23 protein-coding genes are annotated in these 24,907 nt (G+C 39.6%); 9 read left to right on the top strand and 14 right to left on the bottom strand.

Going from position 1 to position 24,907, the window contains the following annotated elements:
- Positions 1 to 59 precede the first annotated feature (59 nt).
- The 3 genes from AX762_RS06575 (at position 60) to AX762_RS06565 (ending at position 4,627) form a co-directional block, all read left to right on the top strand.
- Positions 60 to 1,439 (top strand): rhodanese-like domain-containing protein, encoded by a 1,380-nt coding sequence (locus tag AX762_RS06575; protein ID WP_071848354.1) that lies wholly within the window; start codon positions 60 to 62, stop codon positions 1,437 to 1,439.
- Between the two features lie 421 nt (positions 1,440 to 1,860).
- Entirely contained in the window at positions 1,861 to 2,505 is a 645-nt protein-coding gene (locus AX762_RS06570) for a TetR/AcrR family transcriptional regulator (RefSeq protein ID WP_071848353.1), read from the top strand.
- Positions 2,506 to 2,599: 94 nt separating this feature from the next.
- The gene (locus AX762_RS06565; RefSeq protein WP_071848352.1) at positions 2,600 to 4,627 is read left to right on the top strand and encodes an ATP-binding cassette domain-containing protein; all 2,028 of its coding nucleotides are present in this window, start codon (positions 2,600 to 2,602) and stop codon (positions 4,625 to 4,627) included.
- A 66-nt stretch (positions 4,628 to 4,693) separates the two neighbouring features.
- Here the strand turns inward: AX762_RS06565 and AX762_RS06560 are convergent, their stop codons facing one another.
- Positions 4,694 to 6,082, bottom strand: coding sequence for an MATE family efflux transporter (locus AX762_RS06560; RefSeq protein WP_071848351.1), 1,389 nt, complete (start codon positions 6,080 to 6,082; stop codon positions 4,694 to 4,696).
- 167 nt (positions 6,083 to 6,249) lie between these two features.
- Between AX762_RS06560 and AX762_RS06555 the strand changes: the two genes are divergently transcribed.
- Positions 6,250 to 6,930, top strand: coding sequence for a CAP domain-containing protein (locus tag AX762_RS06555; protein ID WP_256244536.1), 681 nt, complete (start codon positions 6,250 to 6,252; stop codon positions 6,928 to 6,930).
- A gap of 73 nt (positions 6,931 to 7,003) precedes the next feature.
- On the opposite strand, the gene AX762_RS06550 is transcribed toward AX762_RS06555, so the two are convergent.
- The 4 genes from AX762_RS06550 to groES form a co-directional block, all read right to left on the bottom strand.
- Positions 7,004 to 8,479 (bottom strand): hypothetical protein, encoded by a 1,476-nt coding sequence (locus AX762_RS06550; RefSeq protein WP_071848350.1) that lies wholly within the window; start codon positions 8,477 to 8,479, stop codon positions 7,004 to 7,006.
- 129 nt (positions 8,480 to 8,608) lie between these two features.
- Positions 8,609 to 9,388 carry a carbon-nitrogen family hydrolase gene (locus AX762_RS06545; protein WP_071848349.1) on the bottom strand — a complete coding sequence of 260 codons (780 nt, stop codon included), beginning with the start codon at positions 9,386 to 9,388 and terminating at the stop codon, positions 8,609 to 8,611.
- A 372-nt stretch (positions 9,389 to 9,760) separates the two neighbouring features.
- The gene (gene groL, locus AX762_RS06540; RefSeq protein ID WP_071848348.1) at positions 9,761 to 11,383 is read right to left on the bottom strand and encodes a chaperonin GroEL; all 1,623 of its coding nucleotides are present in this window, start codon (positions 11,381 to 11,383) and stop codon (positions 9,761 to 9,763) included.
- 59 nt (positions 11,384 to 11,442) lie between these two features.
- Positions 11,443 to 11,727, bottom strand: coding sequence for a co-chaperone GroES (groES, locus tag AX762_RS06535; protein WP_071848347.1), 285 nt, complete (start codon positions 11,725 to 11,727; stop codon positions 11,443 to 11,445).
- A 238-nt stretch (positions 11,728 to 11,965) separates the two neighbouring features.
- Between groES and AX762_RS06530 the strand changes: the two genes are divergently transcribed.
- Both AX762_RS06530 and AX762_RS06525 read left to right on the top strand, forming a co-directional pair.
- Positions 11,966 to 12,628, top strand: coding sequence for a CPBP family intramembrane glutamic endopeptidase (locus AX762_RS06530; protein WP_071848346.1), 663 nt, complete (start codon positions 11,966 to 11,968; stop codon positions 12,626 to 12,628).
- Positions 12,629 to 12,663: 35 nt separating this feature from the next.
- On the top strand, positions 12,664 to 12,864 hold the full coding sequence (locus AX762_RS06525) for a YdiK family protein (RefSeq protein WP_071848345.1): 201 nt from the start codon (positions 12,664 to 12,666) through the stop codon (positions 12,862 to 12,864).
- A 48-nt stretch (positions 12,865 to 12,912) separates the two neighbouring features.
- Here AX762_RS06525 and AX762_RS06520 read toward each other — a convergent pair whose 3' ends face one another.
- Positions 12,913 to 13,593, bottom strand: coding sequence for a redox-sensing transcriptional repressor Rex (locus AX762_RS06520; protein ID WP_071848344.1), 681 nt, complete (start codon positions 13,591 to 13,593; stop codon positions 12,913 to 12,915).
- A 371-nt stretch (positions 13,594 to 13,964) separates the two neighbouring features.
- Here AX762_RS06520 and AX762_RS06515 point away from each other — a divergent pair, with 371 nt between their 5' ends.
- Positions 13,965 to 15,911 (top strand): ABC-F family ATP-binding cassette domain-containing protein, encoded by a 1,947-nt coding sequence (locus AX762_RS06515; RefSeq protein WP_071848343.1) that lies wholly within the window; start codon positions 13,965 to 13,967, stop codon positions 15,909 to 15,911.
- Positions 15,912 to 15,954: 43 nt separating this feature from the next.
- Here AX762_RS06515 and tsaD read toward each other — a convergent pair whose 3' ends face one another.
- From tsaD to tsaB, 4 genes are read right to left on the bottom strand one after another with little or no spacing between them, the layout of a single operon-like run.
- Complete coding sequence (gene tsaD / locus AX762_RS06510) at positions 15,955 to 16,965, bottom strand: tRNA (adenosine(37)-N6)-threonylcarbamoyltransferase complex transferase subunit TsaD (RefSeq protein ID WP_071848342.1); 1,011 nt, start codon at positions 16,963 to 16,965, stop codon at positions 15,955 to 15,957.
- Complete coding sequence (gene rimI, locus AX762_RS06505) at positions 16,925 to 17,440, bottom strand: ribosomal protein S18-alanine N-acetyltransferase (protein WP_071848341.1); 516 nt, start codon at positions 17,438 to 17,440, stop codon at positions 16,925 to 16,927. The genes tsaD and rimI (AX762_RS06505) overlap by 41 nt, the downstream gene beginning before the upstream one ends.
- A gap of 8 nt (positions 17,441 to 17,448) precedes the next feature.
- On the bottom strand, positions 17,449 to 18,048 hold the full coding sequence (rimI, locus tag AX762_RS06500; protein ID WP_071848340.1) for a ribosomal protein S18-alanine N-acetyltransferase: 600 nt from the start codon (positions 18,046 to 18,048) through the stop codon (positions 17,449 to 17,451).
- Complete coding sequence (tsaB, locus tag AX762_RS06495; RefSeq protein ID WP_071848339.1) at positions 18,035 to 18,763, bottom strand: tRNA (adenosine(37)-N6)-threonylcarbamoyltransferase complex dimerization subunit type 1 TsaB; 729 nt, start codon at positions 18,761 to 18,763, stop codon at positions 18,035 to 18,037. The genes rimI (AX762_RS06500) and tsaB overlap by 14 nt, the downstream gene beginning before the upstream one ends.
- A 163-nt stretch (positions 18,764 to 18,926) precedes the next feature.
- On the opposite strand from tsaB, the gene AX762_RS06490 reads away from it, so the two are divergent.
- Positions 18,927 to 19,130: a CsbD family protein gene (locus AX762_RS06490; RefSeq protein WP_071848338.1), complete on the top strand. Its 204-nt coding sequence runs from the start codon at positions 18,927 to 18,929 to the stop codon at positions 19,128 to 19,130.
- Between the two features lie 65 nt (positions 19,131 to 19,195).
- Positions 19,196 to 19,942 (top strand): NAD(P)-dependent oxidoreductase, encoded by a 747-nt coding sequence (locus AX762_RS06485; RefSeq protein WP_071848337.1) that lies wholly within the window; start codon positions 19,196 to 19,198, stop codon positions 19,940 to 19,942.
- Between the two features lie 52 nt (positions 19,943 to 19,994).
- Here AX762_RS06485 and AX762_RS06480 read toward each other — a convergent pair whose 3' ends face one another.
- From AX762_RS06480 to AX762_RS06465, 4 genes are read right to left on the bottom strand one after another with little or no spacing between them, the layout of a single operon-like run.
- Positions 19,995 to 20,984: a LacI family DNA-binding transcriptional regulator gene (locus tag AX762_RS06480; RefSeq protein WP_071848336.1), complete on the bottom strand. Its 990-nt coding sequence runs from the start codon at positions 20,982 to 20,984 to the stop codon at positions 19,995 to 19,997.
- Positions 20,985 to 21,030: 46 nt separating this feature from the next.
- Entirely contained in the window at positions 21,031 to 22,071 is a 1,041-nt protein-coding gene (locus tag AX762_RS06475; RefSeq protein ID WP_256244533.1) for an aldose epimerase family protein, read from the bottom strand.
- An 11-nt stretch (positions 22,072 to 22,082) separates the two neighbouring features.
- Complete coding sequence (gene galT, locus AX762_RS06470; RefSeq protein ID WP_071848334.1) at positions 22,083 to 23,597, bottom strand: UDP-glucose--hexose-1-phosphate uridylyltransferase; 1,515 nt, start codon at positions 23,595 to 23,597, stop codon at positions 22,083 to 22,085.
- Complete coding sequence (locus tag AX762_RS06465) at positions 23,590 to 24,765, bottom strand: galactokinase (RefSeq protein WP_071848333.1); 1,176 nt, start codon at positions 24,763 to 24,765, stop codon at positions 23,590 to 23,592. The genes galT and AX762_RS06465 overlap by 8 nt, the downstream gene beginning before the upstream one ends.
- Positions 24,766 to 24,907 lie beyond the last annotated feature (142 nt).

Genomic DNA, 24,907 nt, shown 5'->3' with positions numbered 1-24,907 from the left:
ATGCATGTTAAAATGATTAGAAATAAGCGCTCTGTTAAAAATTTAGGGAGTGGACATAAATGTATTTTAAATCTTTTTTTGATAAGCAATTAGCTCAAATGGCTTACTTAGTAGGCTGTCAGCAAACGGGTGAAGCCATCATCATCGATCCGCTACGTGATCTGGAAGACTATGTCATGGCAGCTGAAGCAGAGGGATTGACCATTACTAAAGGGGCGGAAACACATATCCACGCTGATTTTTCTTCCGGATTGCGTGATGTGAACAGAAAATTAAATGCAGAAATATATGTTTCCGATATGGGAGATACTGACTGGAAATATCAGAATATGCCCGATGACACAGTTTACCTCAAAGCAGGAGACTCAATTGAAATCGGTAATATTATTCTGGATGTCTTATACACGCCTGGACACACACCTGAGAGCCTCTCTTTCATGTTGACAGATAAAGGTGGAGGATCATCTGTTCCTATGGGTATCTTCTCCGGAGATTTCTTATTCGTTGGAGATGTCGGTCGGCCGGACTTACTCGAAGCCGCCGCGCAGATGGAGGGAACCACCGATTCTGGCGCAAAAGATATGTATCATTCCGTCCAGAAAGCCAAACAGCTTCCCGATTACCTGCAAGTCTGGCCGGGACACGGCGCCGGAAGTGCCTGCGGTAAATCATTAGGGGCTGTCCCGATGAGTACCTTAGGATATGAAAAAGAAAATAACTGGGCTTTTCAGCTTGACGATGAAGACGCATTTAAAAAAGAACTTGTGCTGGAGCAACCTGAACCACCCAATTACTTTGCAGAGATGAAAAAAATAAATAAAGTCGCTGTTCCAAGAGCTTTAGATACTCGCGTATATCCCATCAGTTCAACTGAGTTTTCAGAACTGATTATTGACTTACGCCCTAAAGAAGTTTATCAGGCACATCATACTTATGGCACACTCAATATTCCAATGAATGATAATTTCTTGAGCTATGCTGGCTGGTTCCTGGATTACGATAAAGAATTGACACTGATCGGTTCCAAAGAAGATTCCGACGAAGCAAGCAGGCAGCTTTTACTCATCGGTTTTGATAAAGTCAACGGCTATGCTAGTTCGGATAACCTTGATAACTTGACTGTTTCTTTTAATATTGAAGCAGCTGAATTCGTAGAATTATATCGAAATAAAAAGAAAAGCTTAAATATTCTAGATGTACGTAATCGATCAGAATGGGATGAAGGACATCTAAAAGGAGCAAAACGTGTCTTAATGGGAGACCTCTTGAACGGAGACATTCCTTTTGCCGAAAACGATCCTCTTTTTGTCCACTGTGAATCCGGTGTGCGTTCAAGTATCGCCTTGGGCGCTCTAGAAAAGAGAGGTTTCACCCATGCCATTAATATCAAAGGTGGATATGGTGAGATAGAAAAAATTATGAATGACAAACTGATTTAAATGAAATGAAGGACGTATCCCAGCAATCGGGATACGTCCTTCATTTCATTTAAACGATTTTTTCCTTGTACACCAGTAACTCCTATCACATCTACAGCAAAGTGATATAAGAACATGCCTTACTCAATGAAAAAACAGGTTTGGAATCCATAGTTCAAGAAACAGTACACGATATTCTCTATCTTTACTAGATTCCCTTTCAAGACAGGTCTGCATATGACCTGACTTTTTTGATTTCTTTATTGAAAAAGTGTCTTTAGTATTGGAACGATCGCATCGTTTTTTTTATTAAGATTTCAGTACATCCGTCTAATAATCTCTCTTTTAGCTATAGAACATTCACGCTCTTCCTTGAAAGCTCTTGCTTGTTTTCAATTAACACCGTAAGATGAAATCAAAACCACGTGAAGGAGCGGTTTAATTGGACTCCATTTTCGAACTGTTTAAACATAAAATTGAAAACAATGAAAAACTAACCCCGAAGATGCAGGATATCTTGGAAGCTAGCTTATTATTGTTCGCTGAAAAAGGCTACTCAAATACCTCAACTAAAGATATCGCACGCTCAGCAAATGTTGCAGAAGGAACTATTTTCAAGCATTTCGGCTCAAAAGAAAACTTGCTTTATGCGAGCATCCTGCCGATTCTCAGTCAATCATTTGAAGACTTGATTCCAACAGATTCACAAAACAACTTGGATAGGCTCAGCACCTTATCGTTTTCAGATTTTCTTCACCAAGTACTGCCAGAACGAATAAATTTTGCCGGAAATAATCTGAAAATCTGGAAAATATTCCTGACAGAATATCTCTATCAAGAAACGATGCGCGATAACTTGATCACATTGATTCCTATAGTATTGCTCGATGAAATCAATCAAATCATAAATCTCTTTAAAGAAAAGAAAGAGATTATAGATTGGCCCAACGAAGAAATCATTCGTCTCATCATAAGCATCATTAGTGGATATGTCATTGCCAAATCAATGGGCTTTTCCACCAACTCGGAAACTAAGACTGAAACCGATCATCTTATTCTTTTTCTCGAAAAAGGACTTCATCCTTAATTTGACCTTGACAGAATACCCAGTTAGGGTCTATACTTCATTCAAGAGCATAAGTGAGTGATTACTCACTTGCTTGTTAAGGAGGAACAGTTTTATGCCATTTTTAGAAGTAAACAATTTAAATAAGTATTATCCTATTACCGACAAAGATCGTTTTCATGCCTTGAAAGACGTGCAATTATCTTTTGACAAGGGAGAATTAGTGTCCATCATTGGCGAGTCCGGTAGTGGAAAATCCACACTGATGAATGTATTGGGTGGTCTTGACTTGAAATTTGAAGGTGAAATTCGTGTAGATGGAGAAAACATCGGCCACTTCAAGGAAAAAGAAATGGTCAATTTTCATAAAGAAAAGGTCGGCTTTATTTTCCAAAGTTTCAATCTCGTCCCTCACCTATCTGTGTTAGATAATGTTACCTTGGCGATGACCTTGTCCAATGTCGATGCAAATACCAGAAAAGAAAGAGCCAAAGAAGTCTTAGAACACTTAGGATTGAAGGATCACTATAAAAAGAAACCAAGTCAACTATCGGGGGGCCAAAAACAACGTGTGGCTATTGCACGGGCTCTCGTAAATGATCCAGATATCATCATCGCAGATGAACCGACCGGTGCACTCGATTCCCAGACATCCGATCAAGTATTGGATATCATTGAGGAGATTGCAAAAAATGGTAAATTAGTAATCATGGTTACCCATTCAGAACGTGTGGCTTCGCGCTCCACTCGCGTAGTCACCATCGATGATGGGAAAATTATCAATGACGAAAAACGCAAAAATATACACGACCACAAAAACACTTTTCAAATAAAGAAACGGCAAGAAAATAAAAACCTTGGTTTTTTTGCAGCGATTCGGATGGCTTTGTTGAACATGAAAGAAAAATTGGGTCGGAATATCCTTATTGCATTGGGCGCCAGCATTGGTATCATGAGCGTTATCCTGATGCTCGCACTTGGCAACGGTGTGAACGATTATTTAACCGACACTATGAATGAAAACGTCAATCCCATGATCAGTGAGGCACGAATGACTGAAGAAACGCAGGAAGAGGCCGACGAAGAATTGGATACAGAGGCTCCTGCAGAACAGGGAGGTGGAGGACCCGGAAATCTAGCCGCGAATAATCCAATTGTTCAATTATCTAAAAACATCGCTTTTGAAGAATCGAATATTGCCGAGCTAGAAACAATTCCGCATGTTGAGGAGATAGAACTTGCATATTCATCCTTCTCAATTGGAAGTGACACAGTCGTCTATGAAGACGAATCTTATCCATTCATGAACTTCGGTACCATCTCAGCAAACATGACCGATTCCAATATTTTGTATGGGTCATTTCCTGAAAATAGTGAAGTTCTAATTACAGAAGAAATGGCAGAGAACGTGTTCAGTACGGCAGAAGACATGATAGGAGAGGAAGTTGAAGTAAAGCTATCAGTGAATGGAAGTCCTTTAACTGGTAACTATACAGTCAGTGGAATTTATACTGCTGGAAATGCCATTGGACCGGCTAGCGCTTATGATTCCGTCTTTATGACAATGGACACTTTCGCTGATATGAATGAGGAGAACGGATTGACCGTCGAACCTAATTTAGCCTATCTTTATGCAGATGAAGCAAGCAAATCGCAGATGATCAAAGATGAAATCAGCGATTTGGGTTATGCAGGTTCATCTACCGATACACTGGCAGAGACCTTTACACAAATGCTGGATATTTTCACTTATATTTTGTCGGGTGTAGCGGGCATATCCCTATTCGTTTCAGCTATCATGATTCTAACTGTTCTTTATATCAGCGTGGTTGAACGGACTCAAGAAATTGGTGTACTCAAAGCAATCGGTGGCCGGAATAAAGATATCCGTCGCATCTTTGTTTCCGAATCCTTCCTCATTGGCCTCTTCAGTGGTTTGCTCGGTGTCGGAATTGCTTCCTTTATTTCGATGGTCGGAAACATTGCCGTTGAAAACCTATTTGGAACAACCATCTTACACATGACCCCGGCTTATGCCCTGTTTGGTATCCTGGCCAGCATTGTCATTAGTGTGGTTGCCGGCGTATTCCCAGCGAATAAAGCTGCAAGATTAGATCCAATTGAAGCCCTCCGTCATGATTGAATCACCTAAACAGAAAAAATCATGAACAACCAAATGATTTGAATAAAAAAGAAGGATACACCCTCACTACTTGGGTCCATCCTTCTTTTTATTTTCATCTGATTTCAACGGTTTAATTTTTTTGTTGTACACGTACCGCATGGCAAAGACTGCAAAAATGACCGTAACTCCTTCAGATATCAGTTTTGACCACCAGACCATATTGACATCTCCCGTTAAGGAAAACATATAAGCAACTGGCACGAGTACGATCAGCTGACGGATGACTTGAATCCATAAACTGATTACCGCTTTTCCCAGAGATTGGAAAACGGTCCCGAGCATGATACTTATTCCGGCAAAAACAAAGCTCAAACTGATGATCCTCAAAGCGGGTACACCGATTTCCATCATTTCTTCTGAAGCATTAAATAAATTCAAGAACTGAACGGCAAACAACTGAAATAAAAGTGTTCCTGTGAGCATAATGATTAAGCCATATATCAGAGATACTTTAATTGCCTGGAGTACCCTTTCCTTATTCTTTGCTCCATAATTATAGGAGACGATCGGGATCATTCCATTATTCAGACCAAAGACCGGCATGAAAGCAAAGCCCTGCAGCTTTATATAGACCCCGTAGACAGCTATAGCTGTAGGCGTGAACTGAAGTAAAATATTATTGAAAATCAATGTTACAAGCGATGTGATGGATGTCATCACCATCGAAGGAATACCTACAGAATAAATACGTTTAATGACTTCAAAATCCGGTTTATTTCCAAAGAAATGCATGTCTAAATCATCATTGACTCTCGCATTAATGATGATTGCAAGAATGGCCGAGGTTATTTGTGCGATAACGGTAGCAATTGCAGCACCATATACACCGAGTGCAGGCATGCCGAACCAGCCGAAAATCAGAATCGGATCGAGGATGATGTTTAAAATGGCCCCCGTTCCCTGCGTTATCATCGTGTAAAACGTGCGTCCGGTAGCCTGCAGAATACGTTCATAGGTGAATTGCATAAACTTCCCAACAGAAAGGGTCGTGATCAGTACAGTATATTCCATCCCATACCGTATGATTTCAGCATTATCCGTCTGCAGCTCAAAGAACGGTCTAACAAACAGCAATCCAAAGACGAGAAACAAGCCATAATGAAACAGGGTCAAGAAGACACCATTATTGGCAGCTGCACTGGCTAATTTCCGGTTCCCTTCACCTAGCCGTTTGGATACCTCAGCATTCATCCCCACCCCTGTTCCAATACCAATTGCCACCATAAGCATTTGTATAGGAAAAACAAGTGACAGAGCCGCTAATGCTTCTTCGCTGATTTGAGCAACAAATATGCTGTCGACCACGTTATAGAGAGATTGGATAAACATTGAAATCATCATAGGTACTGAAAGCGTCAGGATCAACTTGTTCATTGGCATCGTGCCTAATTTTTCGGAATTCATATTTTTCATATCGGTCTCTCCTATTTACATGTATAATCAATAGTAGCTTCTTTAGTATACAAAAGAGTGCTACGAAAATGAAATAACTCAGCTCAATTCGAATTCGAAAAACTTATACTATTTTTAACTTTTTACCATAGAAACTTTCTGGTAAACTGTGCTCAGAACAGAAAGGTATGAAAAAAATGAAACTTTTAAGAAAATTTATTACTCTGCTATTGGCCATCACTATCGGTTTCTGGTTAGGCGTAAGCGGCATTTTAAATGGAACACGCTTAGGTGGCTGGATGAATACCGCAGTCGACTATATGCCCACTCAAACGGAAATATCGCAGTTAAGGTCTTCTTTTGACACCATACCCATCATTGGTGAATCTTCCTTCACTGACAACCAGGAGAGTCCCGCAGCTGACAACACTATCATAGAAACAAATGAACACGAAGAAGTCGATTACGACAAGGTTGAACAAACGATTATTTCTTTATTAAATGAACTAAGGGAAGAACAGAACCTAAATACACTGAAGTCAAACGACATGTTAAAAGCAGCGGCCATTATCCGCGCCAAAGAGACAGAAGAATCTTTTTCCCACACACGACCTAATGGCACTGATCCCTTCACGGTCTTTGAAGAAGAAGGCATTAGTTACCCTTACCGAATCGTCGGGGAAAACTTGGGGATGGCTACCTATTATATGAGCGAAGAAGAAATGGCTGAATTGCTCTTTGATGGTTGGGTCGAGAGTGAAGGTCATTATGAGAACATGATCAAACCCGAATATGAAGAAATCGGTGTAGGCGTTCACTATGATGGTGAATTCTTATATGCTACCCAACTCTTCGGGACACCGTTATAAAAAAAGTGCTAAAACGTAAAAAGAATCTGGGCCATGGCTCAGATTCTTTTTATTTATCTTTCGCTTTACTCATTTAGTCTTTCTCATCTAGAATCCTTTTGGCATGTTCAACGAATGCTTTCAATACTTTGATCCGAGCATACTTCTTCTGCTGCCCTTCTACAATGATCCACGGCGCGTATTCCGTGTTCGTCCGCACCAGCATTTCATTCATCGCCTCTATGTGATCATCCCATTTTTCACGGTTACGCCAATCTTCATCCGTGAGTTTGTATATTTTGTCCGGTTCATTTTCGCGATCTTTGAACCGGGCAAGTTGTTCATCTTTATCGATGTAAATAAAGAACTTCAGGACAAGAGTGCCAAAGTTATGAAGGTGTTTCTCCATTTGATTGATTTCAGAGTAAGCACGGTCCCATTCTTCTATTTTCGCGAGATTTTCGACTCGCTCGACCATTACTCGGCCATACCAACTGCGGTCAAATATTTTCATATCTCCCTTTTTCGGAAAGTTTTTATAAAAACGCCACAAGTAATGGTGATTGCTTTCCAGAACTGAAGGCGCCGAGGTCGTGACCACTTCATATCCCCGCGGATCCATCTCTCGAGTCAGCCGCTCAATGGCACCGCCTTTTCCAGCCGCATCGACGCCTTCAAAGACCAGCACTGTGGGTATCCCTTTCGTATACAATTGAAAAGCCAATTCCCGGGCTTCAAACTGCAACTCATCTTTTAGTTTATCGTATTCCTGATCATCCAATTTCAGGTCTAACTTTAATTCATCCAGTGGTTTTTTCTGTGGTGCGTAATCTCTCAATTCTTTTCGCAATCCACCCTTTTCCATACCAAAGATCCGGTCGATACCTTGGTGAATCAAATCAATAGTCATACCCAAAACTTTATTCGAGGCATCTTTTTTATCTTCTGAAGAAACGACGTGCCACTTGCTGAAAGTGAAATCGGATTTTTTTAAAATATCATCAAAATGGTCAAGATACTCATCATAGTTGTCATATTGGTCTTCATCACGTTTGCTGATTAGGAAAGAACGGAATTTATCGTCTTTCAGCTCATCAATTCTCTGCTGTTGTGTTGTCTCTTTTTGATGCAGAAAAAATTTAATGATGATGGCTTTATCATCTAATAGTTGTTTCTCGATCGAACTGATATCCTTAATATCTTTTTCTATTTCTTCGTCATTTAAAGATACATCGTTGAAGAGTTTAAAATAAAAACTGCGGTCATAAATAGCAATGTCCCCATATCCTGGAATTTTGTCCCAGAAACGCCATAGAAAAGGTCTGTTCCGTTCTTCTTCCGTTGGATTTTCAAACACGCTCACTTTAAAATACTTTGGATTCAATTCTTTCACTAAATCTTTAATAACGTAACCCTTACCGGATGACTCCCAGCCATCTACAATAATCAAAACCGGGATACCTAAATTGCCTATCAACCGTTGGGCCCGTGACAGACGTTCGCCCAGTTCTTTGGTTTTAAACAAACTATACGGATTCTTGTAATCATCAAAATCATATTCCTTTAGCACGTTTTATCCCTCCTCAGTCTTTAACTCTGATAAGTGTGTGGATTCTTAATACTAGAATAGCAAAACCAGAAAAGATCCCCCAATAAAAGGAATCAATTAAGAGTACATCCCTAAATGAATTGTATCTCTTTAATAGAGATCTGGTCGACGATCAACATAAACCGCTATATCCTGACGAATTTTCGCTATACTTTCCAAGTCTAAATCGGCCCATAAAAGCATCTCTTCTTCTCTGGCGGAAGCCAGGTATTCGCCTAAAGGATTGAATATCCTCGAATGACCACAGAATTTTAATTTATCCGTTTCCCCCACACTGTTGACACCCACGACGAAAAATTGATTCTCAATCGCTCGAGCCCGGAGCAAGGTCTCCCAGACGTGAACACGAGGATGTGGCCATGCGGCCGGTACAAACAAAACCTGGATATCTTCTAAAGCCATGCGTCGGATCCATTCTACAAACCGCAAGTCATAACAGGTTGCTACCCCTACTTTTACACCATCGAGTTCAAAAACCCCCAACTGGTCGCCAGGTGTAAACACTTGTTGTTCGTTTGAAGGTGAAAACAAATGAACTTTGTTGTACGTATGCACGAGCTCGCCTTCTCGGTTGAACGTATAGCTCGTATTATAAAACTGGCCATCTGAATACGTGGCCACCGAACCGCCGACTATATTCACATGGTACTTTTCTGCTAGATCTCTTAGAAACTGTTTTGTTTTTTTGCCGTCTTTATCCGCATAATCTTCAAGCTCATCGGGGAAAAAAGAAACGTTCCACATTTCGGGCAGCACGAAAACATCAGGTTTATTCCTTTCCATAGCTGTCCTGATCAGTTCAATTATTTTATTCTGGTTTTTCTTCTCATTCTTATAAATCAAATCAACTTGCAGTGCACAAACCTTCATACTGTCACCCCTCGAATTCTATTGTTGGATTCAGTTTATCAATAATGGAAGAAGTAAGCCACAAGTTGACTTCTTCTAGTCCTTATTTATAATCAGGTTAATTGAAGTTTATATTTTAGAAAGAAAGATGTTGAAATGAAAAAAATAATAAATAGTATTTATTGACTGGTCTTCTTGGTGTGCTTAGCTATTTTATTATCGATGGTGTCCTCCTGTATTCGGGCTTTGATGGATCTGCTCTCGTAGTATCCGTACTTGAATCGCTGTTTGGTTAACTATAAAAATACATAAAAACGCCCTGACTACCAAGTTTAAAGTAGTCAGGGCGTTTCGTCTTTAACTGTTTATATATGCTCTGAACGCGTCAGATTGTTACATCATACCGCCCATGCCGTTTGGATCCATTCCACCGGCTGGTCCGTCTTTTTCAGGGAATTCTGCAACAGCTGCTTCCGTTGTAAGAATTAGAGCTGATACAGATGCAGCATTTTGAAGAGCTGAACGGGCTACTTTGGTTGGATCGATGATGCCCGCTTCGACCATGTTAACCATTTCTCCTGTTGCAGCATTGAAGCCAATACCTGGTTCAACGTGTTTCAAGCGTTCAACAATGACACTACCGTCTAGTCCGGCATTTTGAGCAATTTGACGAACAGGTTCTTCAAGCGCACGTAAGACGATTTTCACACCTGTTGCTACATCGCCTTCTGCTTCGATTTCTTCTAATTTACTCAAGATGTTGATGTACGCTGTTCCACCACCGGCAATGACGCCTTCTTCAACAGCTGCACGAGCAGCATTCAATGCATCTTCAATACGTAATTTACGTTCTTTGATTTCTGTTTCCGTAGCTGCACCGACTTTGATCACGGCTACACCGCCAGCTAATTTAGCAATACGTTCCTGCAGTTTTTCACGGTCAAATTCTGAATTTGTCTCCTCAGCTTGAGCGCGTAACATACCCACACGTTGTTCTATGGCTATTTTGTCACCAGCACCTTCAACGATAGTGGTGTCGTCTTTAGTAACAACAACTTTTCCTGCTGTACCTAATTGATCGATGGTCATGTCTTTCAAGTCTAAGCCTAATTCACTGGTAATGACGGTCCCGTTAGTTAAGGTAGCGATATCTTCCAGCATACCTTTACGACGATCGCCAAATCCAGGCGCTTTGACCGCGACTACATTTAGGGTGCCACGAATTTTATTCAAGACTAATGTCGGTAATGCTTCTCCGTCAATATCATCTGCGATGATTAATAACGGACGATTTTGCTGCATGATGTTTTCTAGCACAGGTAGAATTTCTTGAACAGATGAGATTTTCTTGTCTGTTATTAAAACATAAGGGTTATCTAAACTAGCTTCCATTTTTTCATTATCCGTTACCATATATTGAGATAAGTAACCACGATCAAACTGCATCCCTTCAACAACGGCTAATTCTGTATCAATACCTTGGGATTCTTCAATTGTAATTACCCCATCGCTACCGACTCTTTCCATAGCATCTGCAAGTAAAAGACCAATTTCTTCATCTCCTGAAGAAATCGCAGCTATTTGAGCAATCGATTCTTTATCATCCACTTGCGTTGAGATCTCGCGAAGTGATTCCACTGCTTTTCTCGTTGCCATTTCAATTCCTTTGCGGATACCGACCGGGTTTGCGCCAGCTGTTACATTTTTCATGCCTTCGTTGACGATCGCTTGGGCTAATACAGTTGCTGTTGTTGTTCCGTCACCGGCAATGTCATTTGTCTTGCTTGCGACTTCAACAACCAATTGCGCACCCATGTTTTCAAATTTATCTTCTAATTCGATTTCTTTTGCAATGGTGACCCCATCGTTAGTGATTTGAGGGGCGCCATAGGCTTTATCCAAAATAACGTTTCTGCCTTTGGGTCCTAAGGTAACTTTTACAGTGTTTGCTAATTTATCTACACCACGCAACATTGCAGCACGTGCATCTTCTGAAAATTTAATTTCTTTAGCCATGTTTGTATTCTCTCCTTCATCAATTGTATTTTAAAAATCAAACTTTATATTTTATATCATTATTCGATGACAGCAATAATGTCTGTGTCTTTTACAACCAGATACTCAGTACCTTGAAATTTGATTTCAGCACCTGAATATTTTTCAAAAACAACTTCGTCTCCAACTGAAACAGCTATCTTAGCGTAGTTTCCGTTATCAAGTAATTTCCCTTCACCAACAGCCACAACTTTAGCTGTCTGGGGTTTTTCCTTAGCAGAATCGGGTAATACCAATCCACTGGCTGTTTTTTCTTCTTCTTTTTTCACTTCAAGAAGTACACGATTTCCTAATGGTTTTAACATGATGTAATCCCTCCATAGTTTTAATATATATTTTTTGATTTTCACTATATTCATCGTGAAGATGAGAATGTTAGCACTCTCTTGGGTCGAGTGCTAACTCCCTTACAAGTATATTAAAAACTAAAGAGTCATGCAAGCCCTATCTTCTAAAAATCTTTCATTTTTCCCTTTGTGGAAACCCGTTTCATTTTGTGTTAAATTAGTAGTATTGTAGAAACTAACTAAAAGGATGACTTTAATGAATCAAACCCTATTAAATAAAAAAGCTGCCACACGTATCATTTCACTTTTTGTGCTAGTTCAACTCTTATCCGGAATCATCCCACTATTTCTGCCTGATACTATGGGTCCCGTAGGATTCTTGATGCCGTCACTTGTCCTCTTTACTTTGGGTGCTGTTGGTATGATCGCTATTGTAAAGAAATATGCGATGACTTATCCTTTTGAAGAATCTTTTTCAAAACAAAAAAAAGACGTATTGCTATGGGGAATAGCTGGGATTTTCATCGCCCTCTTTGCACAAAATTTAGCTAGTATTATCGAGGTCAGATATTTAGGTTCTCCCATGGAATCGCAGAACACTCAAATGCTGATAGAAGTAGTGAGAAACTACCCTATCTTCATATTGCTTATTGGTTTAGCCGGTCCGATCATGGAAGAATTCGTCTTCAGAAAAGCCATCTTCGGCATGCTGGTAGACAAAACCGGTGGCATTGGTGCAGCTGTTATCAGCTCTTTGATTTTTGCATTCATTCATTTCGACGGCTTGCTTCTTGTATATGCTTCAATGGGACTTGTCTTTTCCTGGCTTTATTATAAAACGAAAAACATATGGACGCCGATCATTGCTCACTGTTTGATGAACACTATAGCTGTTTTAGCTAATTTATATTTACTCTAGATATCCATAAACTGCTCATCAAGAAAGGATTTACTATGACAGAAAAACAGCTCAGATTTCAAATCGTCTTTAAATTCCTTTTTTTTGCTCTCTTTCTTTTCTTTACCATTGATTCAGTATCTTCGAGTGGTTGGGGATTCTTTTCATATCTCTTCGCCATTTTTGCCACTAAAGACTTTGTCCAAGGTACTCGCCTGGCCGACGCATACTATCGCATTAAGAAAAGTCAAAAATAAATAAAAAACGGACAACCTTTTAAAAGGTCGTCCGTTTTTATCATTTAATTAAATGATAAAATTATCTATCTCTTCATCACTCTCGTGTGGTTTTTCTATATCTTGGTAATAATTGATGAAATAAATAAGTGTTTGTAATTCATTGGTTAAATCAACATTGTGGACACGAATATGCTCAGGAACCGTCATACGGATCGGTGTGAAATTCATGATTCCTTTTACGCCGCCTTCGACTAGTTTATTAGCCATCTCTTGTGCGACTTCTGAGGGTACGGTTAAAATAGCCACATCGATCTGCTGTAAGTCGAGTTGTTCCACCATATCATCGATCGAATAAATAGGCACACCCTGATGAATCGTACCAATTAATTCATTCTTGACATCAAAACCGGCACTTATCCGAATATTATTATTGCGACGGAAATTGTAATTCAGTAACGCTTGTCCTAGATTACCGACACCAATAAGCGCTACGTTCGTTAGTCTATCCTGATTTAAGGTTTTACTGAAAAAATTCATTAACTCCTCAACATCATAACCATATCCTCTTTTTCCCAACGCGCCAAAGTAAGAAAAATCACGACGTATCGTTGCACTGTCTACTTTAACCGCTTCGCTCAACTTGGCAGATGATATGCGTTCTTTTCCTGCTTCATATAAAAATCTTAAATAGCGATAATATAAAGGTAAGCGTCTAGCTGTCGCTTTAGGTATTTTTTTTTCAGCCATTATTCATTCTCCTCATCCAATTTAAAAATTAACTTTAGTTTTATTATAATTTACTTCCAACGAAACCTTTGTGTATTCACAAACTTTAAACTCTCTTCCAATTAATATTATATCATTAATTCTTTCAAATAAAAGCAAAACAACTTGATTCATTAGAATAATTATAATTTTAAATGAATAAATACATTGCAAAAGATTGAACACATGTGTAATTAGTGAGCAAACATACATGATAATATCACATGCTTAATTGAGAACGCCATTCACAAAAGCCTCTAGTTATTAGCTGCTCTGATATTGTTATCTAATAGATGTGTGCTAAACTGTAATGGATGACTAAACGGCAATATTTAGAAAATGAGGACACTAAAATGATACTATTACAAACCGAAAAAATTTCGCGCCATTTTGGTGCCGAAAAATTATTTGATAACGTTACTATCGAAATCAAAGACAACGCACGTATTGGGCTTGTGGGTAGAAATGGTGCTGGGAAAACAACATTACTGGAAATAATATCCGGGAGAGAAGAACCTGATTCCGGAAACATTCATAAAAAGAAAGAAATCACCATCGGTTATCTCGACCAATACACCGGTTTAGACTCCTCATTGACCATTTGGGATGAAATGATGAAAATCGCTGAACCCCTTTTAGCGATCGAAAGAGAAATGCGGGAGATCGAAAAAAAATTAAGTGATCCGACATTAGATAAATCCGGTACTGAGTATACCGAAATGCTTAGCCGCTATGATATCTTGCAGCTAACTTTCCATGAAAAAAATGGTTACGGCATTGAAAGTGAAATCCGTTCAGTCTTACACGGTTTTCGATTTTTCGAGGAAGATTATGATACTCCTATCCAAAAATTATCTGGAGGTCAAAAAACGCGACTGGCTTTAGCTCAGTTACTTTTAGAGAAAAAAGATCTGCTCATCCTGGATGAACCGACAAACCATCTGGACATTGAAACCTTAGCGTGGCTAGAAAACTATTTACAAAACTACTCCAAAGCTCTTTTAATCGTTTCTCACGATCGCTACTTCTTGGATAAAGTCATTAATGAAGTTTACGAAGTAAGCAGAGGCTCAGTTGACTATTTCACTGGCAATTATTCAAATTACTTGAAATTAAAAGCTGAGAAAATCAGACGCGAATGGAAAGTCTTTGAAAAACAACAGAAAAAAATAGCTAAACTTGAAGATTTTGTTGATAAAAACATCGTTCGTGCTTCTACAACCAAGCGCGCCCAGGCACGTCGCAAACAACTTGAGAAAATGGATACTGTTGATAAACCTCAAAATGATGAAAAAAGTGCACATTTCAGATTCCAAACAGAAAGAGAGTCAGGACAAATCGTTCTGCAGACAGATGACCTTTCTATTGGTTACGAAGATACGGCACTTTCCAGTCGCATTGATTTAGATGTCAGAAAAGAAGAATCGATTGCCATCGTAGGTCCCAATGGAGTTGGGAAAACAACGTTGCTTAAAACCATTAATCAAATGATACCTGCACTAAACGGCACGATCAATTACGGCGTGAAAGTAGATTTAGGTTATTACGATCAAGAACAAAATCTTTTGAGTGACAAGAAAACTGTTATAGATGAGATTTGGGATGATCATCCCAGTCTTCCTGAACAACATATTCGCACTTTACTGGGTTCTTTCTTATTTAGCGGGGATGATGTTGAAAAATCGATCACTTCTTTAAGTGGTGGAGAAAAAGCGCGTGTTGCCTTAGCCAAGCTCTCTTTGGAAAAAAACAACTTATTACTTCTAGATGAACCAACCAACCATTTAGATATTGATTCTAAAGAAGTTCTCGAAAATGCTCTCATTGACTATCCAGGCACTCTTTTATTCGTTTCTCATGACCGTTATTTTATTAACCGGTTAGCCACGAGAGTCATTGAGTTAAATGATAAAGGCGCCGACGTCTACTTGGGCGATTATGATTATTATATCCAGAAAAAAGCAGAGCAGGAAGCCTTGAAACTCATAGAGCAAACGGAAGAAGAAAAGACTGAAACAGCCCCTACCTCTTCCAAAAAAACATTTGAAAAACAAAAAGAAGTGCAGAAAAACCAGCGTAAGATCGAACGCGCTATTCAATCGATTGAAGATGAACTCGAACAACTTGAAGAACAGATCGATTCTGTTCAAACATCGTTAAGTGATCCAGAAATATCAAATGATTTTGAAAAACTAGAAAGCCTCGCCAAAGAGAATGAGTCATTGCAATTAAAGCAAGAACACTTGCTCGAAGATTGGGAAGAAAACCAATTCGCCTTAGATGATTTACTAGATGCCTAAGACAAAAACCGCCAGTTGAATTTCAACTGGCGGTTTTTCCTGTTTAAACAGTTAATCCGGGTCTGCCATTTAATGCATACGTAGCAAAATTATTATTTTTCAGTTCTATATAGGCCGCAGCCCCGATCATAGCAGCGTTGTCTCCACACAGTTCAAGCGGAGGAATAAGCATTTCAACTTCCGGCAATTCTTCTGAAACAGCCGTTTGCAATGCTGTACGCAGACCTTTATTTGCAGCTACACCGCCAGCCAGAACTAATTGCTTAACCTTTTTCCCTTTGGCTGCCCGAATGGTTTTAGAGACTAACACGTCGATGACAGCAGCTTGGAAACTGGCTGCTAAATCATTGAGATGAATTTCTTCATCTTTCTGCTTCGCATTATGAACGGTATTGATAAACGAACTTTTCAATCCACTGAAACTGAAATCAAACGTATCATCTTTTATCATTGCTCGCGGAAAATGATAGGTATCTTTTCCTTCATGAGCCATTTGATCGATATGTTTACCTCCCGGGTAAGGAACGCCTAAAACCCGACCGATTTTATCATACGCTTCTCCAGCTGCATCATCACGCGTCTCACCAATTATTTCGTAAGAATCTTCTGATTCCATATAAATAAGTTCAGTATGCCCGCCACTCACGACTAGCGAAAGAATGGGAAACGACAGCGTCGATGCCAATTGATTGGCAAAGATATGACCTTTGATGTGATTGACGGCTATCAGCGGTAAATCGTGAGCAAAGGCAATGGCTTTTGCAGCATTTACACCAATCAGTAGCGCACCTACGAGTCCCGGACCTTCGGTGACCGCTACAGCGTCTAAATCATCATAAGAGACGGCCGCTTCCGTTAATGCATCTTCTATAATTAAGGTTATTTGTTCGACATGATGACGACTAGCTATTTCGGGAACAACACCGCCAAAACGCTGATGACTTTTTATTTGTGAAGCGACAATATTCGATAGAATCGTATGACCGTCTTCTATTACTGCAACACTTGTTTCATCACAACTTGTCTCTATAGCTAAAATCCGCTTCTTTTCCATGTTCTGCCTTCTTTCTACTCTTACTTTTCATTATTATTGCGTTTTCTATGGGATGGGTATAATAATCTTTTTTTGCTGCAATAACTTCAAATTCATTTTTCAGATAAAACGATTGAGCTATTTCATTGGATTCTCTCACTTCTAAAAAAATCGTGTTTATATTGGCTGAATGACACTCTTCTTCAAATCGATCAAGCAAAAAGTGAGCGACCTGTTGTTGTTGAAATTCTTTGGATACAACGATCGTATAAACATTTGCCTCATCGAGAGACAGTTTCCCACCAATATAACCAATAAGATGCGTCTCTATTTCAGCTACAAAAAAGACAAGATCTTTTCTTGACAATGTTTCCCGGTACTGTTCCTCTGTCCAGGGTGACCCGTGCTTAAAAGACTGCTTTGCAATAGCATAGAACCGATCATATTTAGCTTCATTGAAATTATATCGTCTAATACTCACGCGTTTTTCTTGCATCTTGCTGATCATCCCTCATTCACTGTTTCACCAGGTTCTTCTGCGAGCACTCGAATCATTTCCAGTGCATCCTCGTGATTGTTGCCATAGTATCTACTCTTAATCCGACCATCTATAAAACCCAGAGACCGATATAAACTCTGAGCCGTATTATTAGAAACTCTCACTTCTAACGTAACTTTTCCAATTTCTTCTTCCAGCGCAACACAAATGATTTCTTTTAATAAGTAAGTGGCTATCCCTTTATTTTGATAGGAAGGTACCGTCGCAATATTAGTGATATGTGCTTCATGTGCGACAAACCAAGTGCCTACAAATGCCACTGGCTGTTCCCCATCGTACATGATAATGTAAAAAGCATTTTTATTGTAACGTATTTCGTGAAGAATAGCTGTACGGTTCCAGGGCATCTGCCCCTCATAACAAAGGCGTTCAATTTTCAAAATGCTATTCACGTCATTTTCATCGGCTATCTTCACTTTTAGAAACTGCTCATCCGAAAGAGCATAAAAAAGTTGGTGTAATTTAACGCGTGTTGAAATAGGTAAGAATGCTCTAGTCGAAGATTTAGCTACTCTTTCTGAAATCCAATCTTTAAAGTTTTTCAATCCACCCGCCTCCTTTTTCAAAGTCAGGATGTGCCTCCATCCAATTCTGCTCAGCTTCAGCTAGCTTTAAATATTCCGGTTCAAACAAATGAACATTTTCTGGTTCAAGGTATCTTCCTCGTTCGGCTAATACACTCGCACGTGGATAATGAAGACTTGCAGGCAATTCAATCAGTTTATCGCCACAGTCGTTTTCAAATAGCTCTGTGTGTATAAGTCGATCTTCACCTAATAATTGAATGGGTCCCTGTAGATGTTTCAAATATAGTCCCCATTGTTCAGCAGAAACATGTGTATCTTTTTCAATTTGAACAAGCTTATGTTCTTTATATTGGTATAAACCTGTATAAATATTGCCACGTCTGGCATCAAATATCGGAACACAGTATGATTCTGGTATTTGCGCGCCATTTGCCGCTAACACTTCAAGACTTGATACGCCTACAAGGTCAATATTTAAACTGAAGGCTAATGTTTTTGCCACGGTGACACCGATACGAACCCCTGTATACGAACCAGGTCCCTTCGCCACAACGATCCTTGTTAACTCTTTAGGTTTCCAGTCAGCTTCTTTCATTATTGCTTCAATAGCCGGCATCAGCTGAATACTGTGATTTTTTTTAACATTTACTATGCGTTCAACGATTAAACGAGCCTCGTCCATCAAAGCAACTGACATTACTTGATTAGATGTATCTATAGCCAAAATTTTCATACTTAGACTCCTCTAGTCATCAATCTATTTAACTTGATTTTAGCACACTATGACGGCCATGAGAAACTAAACTGATACGTTTCAGCCTTAATTTTTGCAATAATTTACACATCGTCATACAATAAGTGTGAACGAAATATGATAATAAAAGGAGTGAGGGTTAATGGACGAGAATAAAGACAGTTTAAAACATAAAGCTAAAGGTGCTAAAGACAAAGTAGTGGGAGAAGCCAAAGACACTTACGGTGACGTTACCGACGATTTAGGTAAACAAGCTGAAGGCAAAGCTCAAAAAGCTAAAGGTCATGGTCATGATGCTGTTGGCGAAGCCAAGAAAGACAACAAAGACAACGACAAAAAAAGATAAGCATTCTACTCCATCCTTATCATTTTAAGGATGGAGTCCTTGTTTATCATTCAAGGAGGATTCAGATGAGTAAGATACTGATTACTGGTGCTACTGGAACGATTGGAACAAATTTAACTAGGCACTTAAAAGATGAGCATGAGCTGGTTCTTGCTGACATTGACTTTTCATCATTCCCAGAAGAGCTGAAAAAGGGTGTAGAAATCATTCAGGGAGATTTAACAGAACTTGAGGCTTGGGAAGGATTACTCGATGATGCGGAGTATGTCATCCAACTCGCCGCAAATCCAGACCCTGATGCTGACTTTTATGATGACCTTGTTGGCTTGAATTATGTGTTACCTCAGAATTTATATAAAAAAGCGTTAAATGCTCCTAAGCTAAAACGAATTATTTTTGCGAGTTCTATCCATGCCAGTGATGCATACCCCGATGGTGTACAAGTGAAAACGACCGATCAAGTCCGTCCGGATGATTTGTATGGCGTATCTAAAGCATATTTGGAAGCTCTAGCCAGCTATTACGCCTTTAATAAAAACATCGAATCCATTGGTATTCGTATTGGGGATTATAAACCAGACGAATCAGAACTTGATCCAGAGAGTGATTTTAATGATATGGCTATGTATTTCTCAGCCAGAGACATGAATCATCTTATCGACTGCTGTTTGGCTACACCCCTTGAGGAACCCTTCTTACTAGTGAATGGCCTCTCAAACAATACATTCCCACGCTTAGATATTCATTCTGCACGCGTCAAACTAGGATATCAGCCACAAGACAATGCTTTTGAAAAGCTTAACTGGCTGTGAATCAGGTTAGTGTGAAAAGAACGTCGCCTCAAATGAGGTGACGTTCTTTCTTTTAGGTGCTTTCTCGTTCAATGAGTTTCGTAGACATGATCACTGTTTTTGTGACATCCCGTCCCTCTTCGATCCTTTCGTGAAGAAGATTGATTCCACTAATGCCCATGTCTTCTGTGTAGACCTTCACGGTTGTTAAAGAAGGCGTAATATATTTAGCTGTGGAAATATCGTTAAAGCCAATGATACTGATGTCTTCTGGCACTTTAACATTTTTCTCATACAGTGCTTTTAAACAACCAATGGCAATCGCATCATTTGCAGCGATGAAAGCAGTTGGCCATTGATCTTTTTCGATGGAGTCCAGCGCCTTGAGCATATTTTCTTTGCCATCTTCGACACGAAAGGCTCCTGTAAAGAAATAGTTCTCATGATACATTTTTTTTCGTTTAAGATACTCTCTCACTATTTTCTCTCTCGGATCAGTCCAATGACCGGTCCCATCACTAAACGATTCTTCCCCACCAATAAAACCTATCTGTACGTGACCTTTTCCGATGAGATAATCAATGTTTTCGCGCATCGCTTTTTTGAAGTTTACCACCACACTATCACATTCTTCTTTCGGCAGGTAATCTACAAAACAAAGCGGAACATCATTGCTTTTTAATTGCTTCACTTGTTTTTCACTGAATTTGCCAATCGCCAGAATACCATTCAAGTCAGATTTTTCCATAAAATCATCTTGTTTATATACGCGGCGATAGGAGTATCCCAGTGCTTTAGCGCGTTTTTCAGCTCCTAAACGTATAGACATATAATAGACATCTTGAAGTTCTTCTGCTTCAGTGTACCAGTTAATGATAGCCAATTTACCTTTTACTTTTTTGGCTGATTTTTTTTTGTTTTTATATTCCAGTTCTTCTGCTGCTTCAAAAATTCTTTTTTTCGTCTCTTCGCCAACAGACAGTGATGAATCATAGTTCAGTACTCGAGAAACGGTTGATGTGGAAACACCTGCTTTGTTTGCAATATCTTTTAAAGTTGCCATCTCTGCTCTCCTTCGTCATCACTTTTTTTCAATCTTACAAATCCTGTTAGATTCTTACTCCAAATTTATACGTCGTCTGCGACCGGAACGTCTCATCTGGTCTTAAAATAACATTTCCGAATCCCGGCTGATTGATTGCATCAGGTAACGTTTGAGTTTCCAAAGTAATGCCCGCATATTGTTTAGCTGGTCCTCCGTCAATTGTATAATCATCCACTTCTCCATTATGAGTAAACACGACCACGCTGTTACAGTCTGTGTAGAATTTTACTTCTCTTTTACTTTCTGGATCATACAGTCTACCTTTAACTTCATCTTTTTGATCCAGAACAAATGGATGATCCAGACCATTTAATGGTTTGATTTGAGGATGATCGGAAAGTACAGCTTCTTTGACTGGTTTCAATATTGTAAAATCGAATGGTGTACCGTCAACGCTCGCCGAGTTGCCACCTGGCAGGTTTTCTTCAGCAAGTGGCACATAATGCCGACTGGCCAACTCCAACTCATGATTTAATATCGGTTTATTGATGTCCCCTGTTAAATTGAAATACACATGATTGGTGGGATTAAACAACGTCATTTCGTCTGTCGTCGCTGTGTAATCAATCACCCATTCATTCGCTTCAGTCAGCGTATATGTGACAGTGATCTGCATGGTTCCAGGAAACCCATTCTCTCCTGCCGGGCTTTCATAATTAAAAGAAAGTTTGCCTTCAGCTTCGTACGCTTCAATATCCCACAGTTTTGTGTCCAAGCCTTTGGGACCACCATGCAACAGGTTGTTTCCTTCGTTAACATCTAATTGTATCTCCTTGCCGCCCAAGAAATATTTACCCTTGGTAATGCGACCGGCGACGCGGCCAATCGTTGCGCCATAAAAAGGACGATGCGTTACAAAGTCCTTTAAATTTTCGATATTCAAAGTGATGTTTTCTTTCTTCCCATCCTTATCTGGTGTTACCAATTTAGTCAGGGTTGCACCAAATGGCATCGCGCTTATTGAGACACCATTCGAATTGGTCAATGTATATTCATACACATCTTTACCTTCATACGTCCCGAAAACAGTTTTTGTCAGTTCCACAATATTTCCTCCTAAAGTGATCCTTTATCTATCAAATAATCAATGAATCGTCTAAATGCATCTTTGCCATCTTTATCACCTTTAAAGACGCCTGCATCTTTCAAGACCTGTAAAAAGACGTCGCCGACCGCTTTATCAACGATTTCATTGACATTATCTTCTGTTATCTCATTCTTCTCTTTTAATTCATCAGCCCACTCTTGATGGAGGGCATCGACATGACTGCTTCTTTCAATCAGAAAGTCTCTGACCGTCTGCAGTTCATCTTTTAGGCGTGGTGGCAAAATAGCTAATCCCATCACTTCGATCAAGCCGATATTTTCTTTCTTGATGTGTTGAACAGGTGGATGTGGATGGAAGATGCCATCAGGCAACTCCTTTGAAGTCCGGTTGTTACGTAAAACAAGATCTAGTTCGAACGCCTCACCTTTACGTCGGGCTATCGGTGTAACCGCGTTATGCGGCTCCCCATCTACTTCAGCATAAATCCCCACCGATTCATCGGAATAACCTTCCCACATTTTCATGATTTTATCAGCAGTTTGGACCACCGCTTTTTTGTCCAAACTCGTTAAGCGGATCACTGACATCGGCCATTTAATCACACTCGTCTCTACATTTGATGACTGGCTCAATTCAAAAGAATAATCAGCATCAGCTTTCTCTAGAGGGAAGGTATGAAGTCCGCCCTGATAATGGTCGTGGGATAAAATAGACCCACCCACAATAGGCAATCCGGCATTAGAACCCACAAAATAATGAGGCAATGCGGTCAAGATATCCAAGAGATTTTTTATGGCTTGAACGCCCACATCCATCTCACGGTGGATACGAGATAAAAAGATGGCATGTTCGTTGTAGTAAGCATAGGGTGAATACTGAAAGCCCCATTCTTCTTCGTTTAAATCCATCCTTACGAGCCGGTGATTTGCTCTCCCAGGATGCGTTAAGTGTCCCGCATACCCTTCGTTTTCCATGCACAGTTTACACTCAGGATAGTTTGTTTTTGTTTGTCTGGCCAAAGCGATTTCTTTGGGATCTTTTTCTGGTTTCGATAAATTGATCGTGATTTCCAGTTCACCATATTCTGTCTGATGGGTGTATTCAATATTTTTAGCTATTTCTCTTGTTTTTATATAATTATTTTCTTTACTCATTTCATAAAAATAATCCGTTGCCCATTTAGGCCCTTTTTTATACTCTTCCCAAAACAACTGATTCACTTCAGAAGGACGCATGGTTACTAGGTCCATAACTTTTGCTCCAAACACATCCTGACTAGAAGAAAGGTCATCGATCACATTGTGTTTGACTGCATACTCCGTCAGTTTGTCCAGCAATTCCAGTGGTTGATCATTCTCTTCCAGAGGCATTAAGGCTACAATTTCTTTTTTATCCAGTAGATCAAGTAACCGGTTCGTCAAATAGATGCGGTCATTATTATCTACTCTATTTGTTTTAATATAATAATCAATAAAGTCAGTAATGATCTGATCGATGGCTGGGGCTGCTATCTTTTTACTCATTGTCCACCCATTCCTTTGCTCCATCAGCTGTTTCTGCAATATAAAATTCAGCTTCATGTCCTATTTTCTTATTAAAGCCGCTCCCGACATTTTCGACAAATGATTTTACCTCATTATTTTCTACGATGGCAATACAGCATCCCCCGAATCCGCCTCCGGTCATGCGCGCACCGATGACACCCGGTTCTTTCCATGCTGATCTAGCAAGTAAGTCTGTGGCTTCAATGGTCACTTCGTAATCTTCATCCAAAGAGATGTGCGACTCATTCATATATTTTCCAAACTGATCTAATTCGCCGGCTTTCAATGCTTCAGCTGCTCGATCAGTACGGGCACTTTCGTATACAGCATGACGAGCACGGCGCATCAATACCTCGTCTTTGATGACATGTTTGTATTTTTCAAATGTTTCTTCTGTCAATTCTCCTAATGAAGAAACGTCAACGACTTCCTGCAATTGTTCTAACGCTGCTTCACATTGTTCACGTCGGGTATTGTACTCTGAATCAACTAATTCACGTCGGGTCATGGAGTTCATGATCACTATCTTATGGTGTGGCAGATCGACCGGTACTTGCTCATACGATAAAGTGTTTGTGTCAAGCAACATAGCGTATCCTTTTACAGCCATCCCTACAGCAAACTGATCAAGAATACCTGAATTGAGTCCTAAAAATTCATTTTCTGTACGCATACCTAGTTTGACAAGGTCTAGTCGAGAGATATCCAAGTTGTATAAGTCATGCACGATCACTCCAGTAAGCAATTCCAAAGAAGCGGACGAAGAAAGCGAAGCGCCATTTGGGATTGTACCATAAACGTACAAGTCAAAACCATGAGGCAATTCGCCCACTTGTTCTTGAATATATTTCATCATCCCTTTAACATAGTTCGTCCAGTTATCTTCTTTTTTAAAAGCGAGGTCCTGAATGTCAAAAACTATTGTACCGACTTTAGGAAAATTGCCGGAATAGGCATGGACTTCATTATCTTTACGCGCTTTTACAACCCCATATGTGCCCATTGTTATGGCGCAGGGAAACACTTTCCCGCCGTTATAATCCGTGTGTTCACCTATTAAATTGATGCGTCCAGGTGAAAAAAATACACGTTCACCTTCATAGTTGAATCGTTCTTTAAATTCCTGCATTAATTTTTTTCGTTCCATTATAAACACGCTCCTTATAGTAGTCACTATTATTGTAACCCCTTTAGTAAAACTAAACAAGTAAATTTACTAAATTAAATTGTTTTGTTATTACTTCCTTTACGAGCATGAAAAAAAAAGTCTTTGAAACTAACTTTCAACA

The organism is Alkalibacterium sp. 20 (assembly GCF_001885615.1).
Taxonomy (GTDB): domain Bacteria; phylum Bacillota; class Bacilli; order Lactobacillales; family Carnobacteriaceae_A; genus Alkalibacterium.
The sequence above is the reverse complement of the archived record's forward strand: the minus strand, read 5'-3'. Positions and strand labels throughout refer to the sequence as shown.

What these genes read in the sequence shown, in the direction of transcription:
- AX762_RS06575 (WP_071848354.1), top strand. Translation starts at nt 60, where the DNA reads ATGTATTTTAAATCTTTTTTTGATAAGCAATTAGCTCAAATGGCTTAC.
- AX762_RS06565 (WP_071848352.1), top strand. Translation starts at nt 2,600, where the DNA reads ATGCCATTTTTAGAAGTAAACAATTTAAATAAGTATTATCCTATTACC.
- AX762_RS06560 (WP_071848351.1), bottom strand. Translation starts at nt 6,082, where the DNA reads ATGAAAAATATGAATTCCGAAAAATTAGGCACGATGCCAATGAACAAG.
- AX762_RS06555 (WP_256244536.1), top strand. Translation starts at nt 6,250, where the DNA reads ATGAAAAAAATGAAACTTTTAAGAAAATTTATTACTCTGCTATTGGCC.
- AX762_RS06545 (WP_071848349.1), bottom strand. Translation starts at nt 9,388, where the DNA reads ATGAAGGTTTGTGCACTGCAAGTTGATTTGATTTATAAGAATGAGAAG.
- groL (WP_071848348.1), bottom strand. Translation starts at nt 11,383, where the DNA reads ATGGCTAAAGAAATTAAATTTTCAGAAGATGCACGTGCTGCAATGTTG.
- groES (WP_071848347.1), bottom strand. Translation starts at nt 11,727, where the DNA reads ATGTTAAAACCATTAGGAAATCGTGTACTTCTTGAAGTGAAAAAAGAA.
- AX762_RS06530 (WP_071848346.1), top strand. Translation starts at nt 11,966, where the DNA reads ATGAATCAAACCCTATTAAATAAAAAAGCTGCCACACGTATCATTTCA.
- AX762_RS06525 (WP_071848345.1), top strand. Translation starts at nt 12,664, where the DNA reads ATGACAGAAAAACAGCTCAGATTTCAAATCGTCTTTAAATTCCTTTTT.
- AX762_RS06520 (WP_071848344.1), bottom strand. Translation starts at nt 13,593, where the DNA reads ATGGCTGAAAAAAAAATACCTAAAGCGACAGCTAGACGCTTACCTTTA.
- AX762_RS06515 (WP_071848343.1), top strand. Translation starts at nt 13,965, where the DNA reads ATGATACTATTACAAACCGAAAAAATTTCGCGCCATTTTGGTGCCGAA.
- tsaD (WP_071848342.1), bottom strand. Translation starts at nt 16,965, where the DNA reads ATGGAAAAGAAGCGGATTTTAGCTATAGAGACAAGTTGTGATGAAACA.
- rimI (WP_071848341.1), bottom strand. Translation starts at nt 17,440, where the DNA reads ATGCAAGAAAAACGCGTGAGTATTAGACGATATAATTTCAATGAAGCT.
- tsaB (WP_071848339.1), bottom strand. Translation starts at nt 18,763, where the DNA reads ATGAAAATTTTGGCTATAGATACATCTAATCAAGTAATGTCAGTTGCT.
- AX762_RS06490 (WP_071848338.1), top strand. Translation starts at nt 18,927, where the DNA reads ATGGACGAGAATAAAGACAGTTTAAAACATAAAGCTAAAGGTGCTAAA.
- AX762_RS06485 (WP_071848337.1), top strand. Translation starts at nt 19,196, where the DNA reads ATGAGTAAGATACTGATTACTGGTGCTACTGGAACGATTGGAACAAAT.
- AX762_RS06480 (WP_071848336.1), bottom strand. Translation starts at nt 20,984, where the DNA reads ATGGCAACTTTAAAAGATATTGCAAACAAAGCAGGTGTTTCCACATCA.
- galT (WP_071848334.1), bottom strand. Translation starts at nt 23,597, where the DNA reads ATGAGTAAAAAGATAGCAGCCCCAGCCATCGATCAGATCATTACTGAC.
- AX762_RS06465 (WP_071848333.1), bottom strand. Translation starts at nt 24,765, where the DNA reads ATGGAACGAAAAAAATTAATGCAGGAATTTAAAGAACGATTCAACTAT.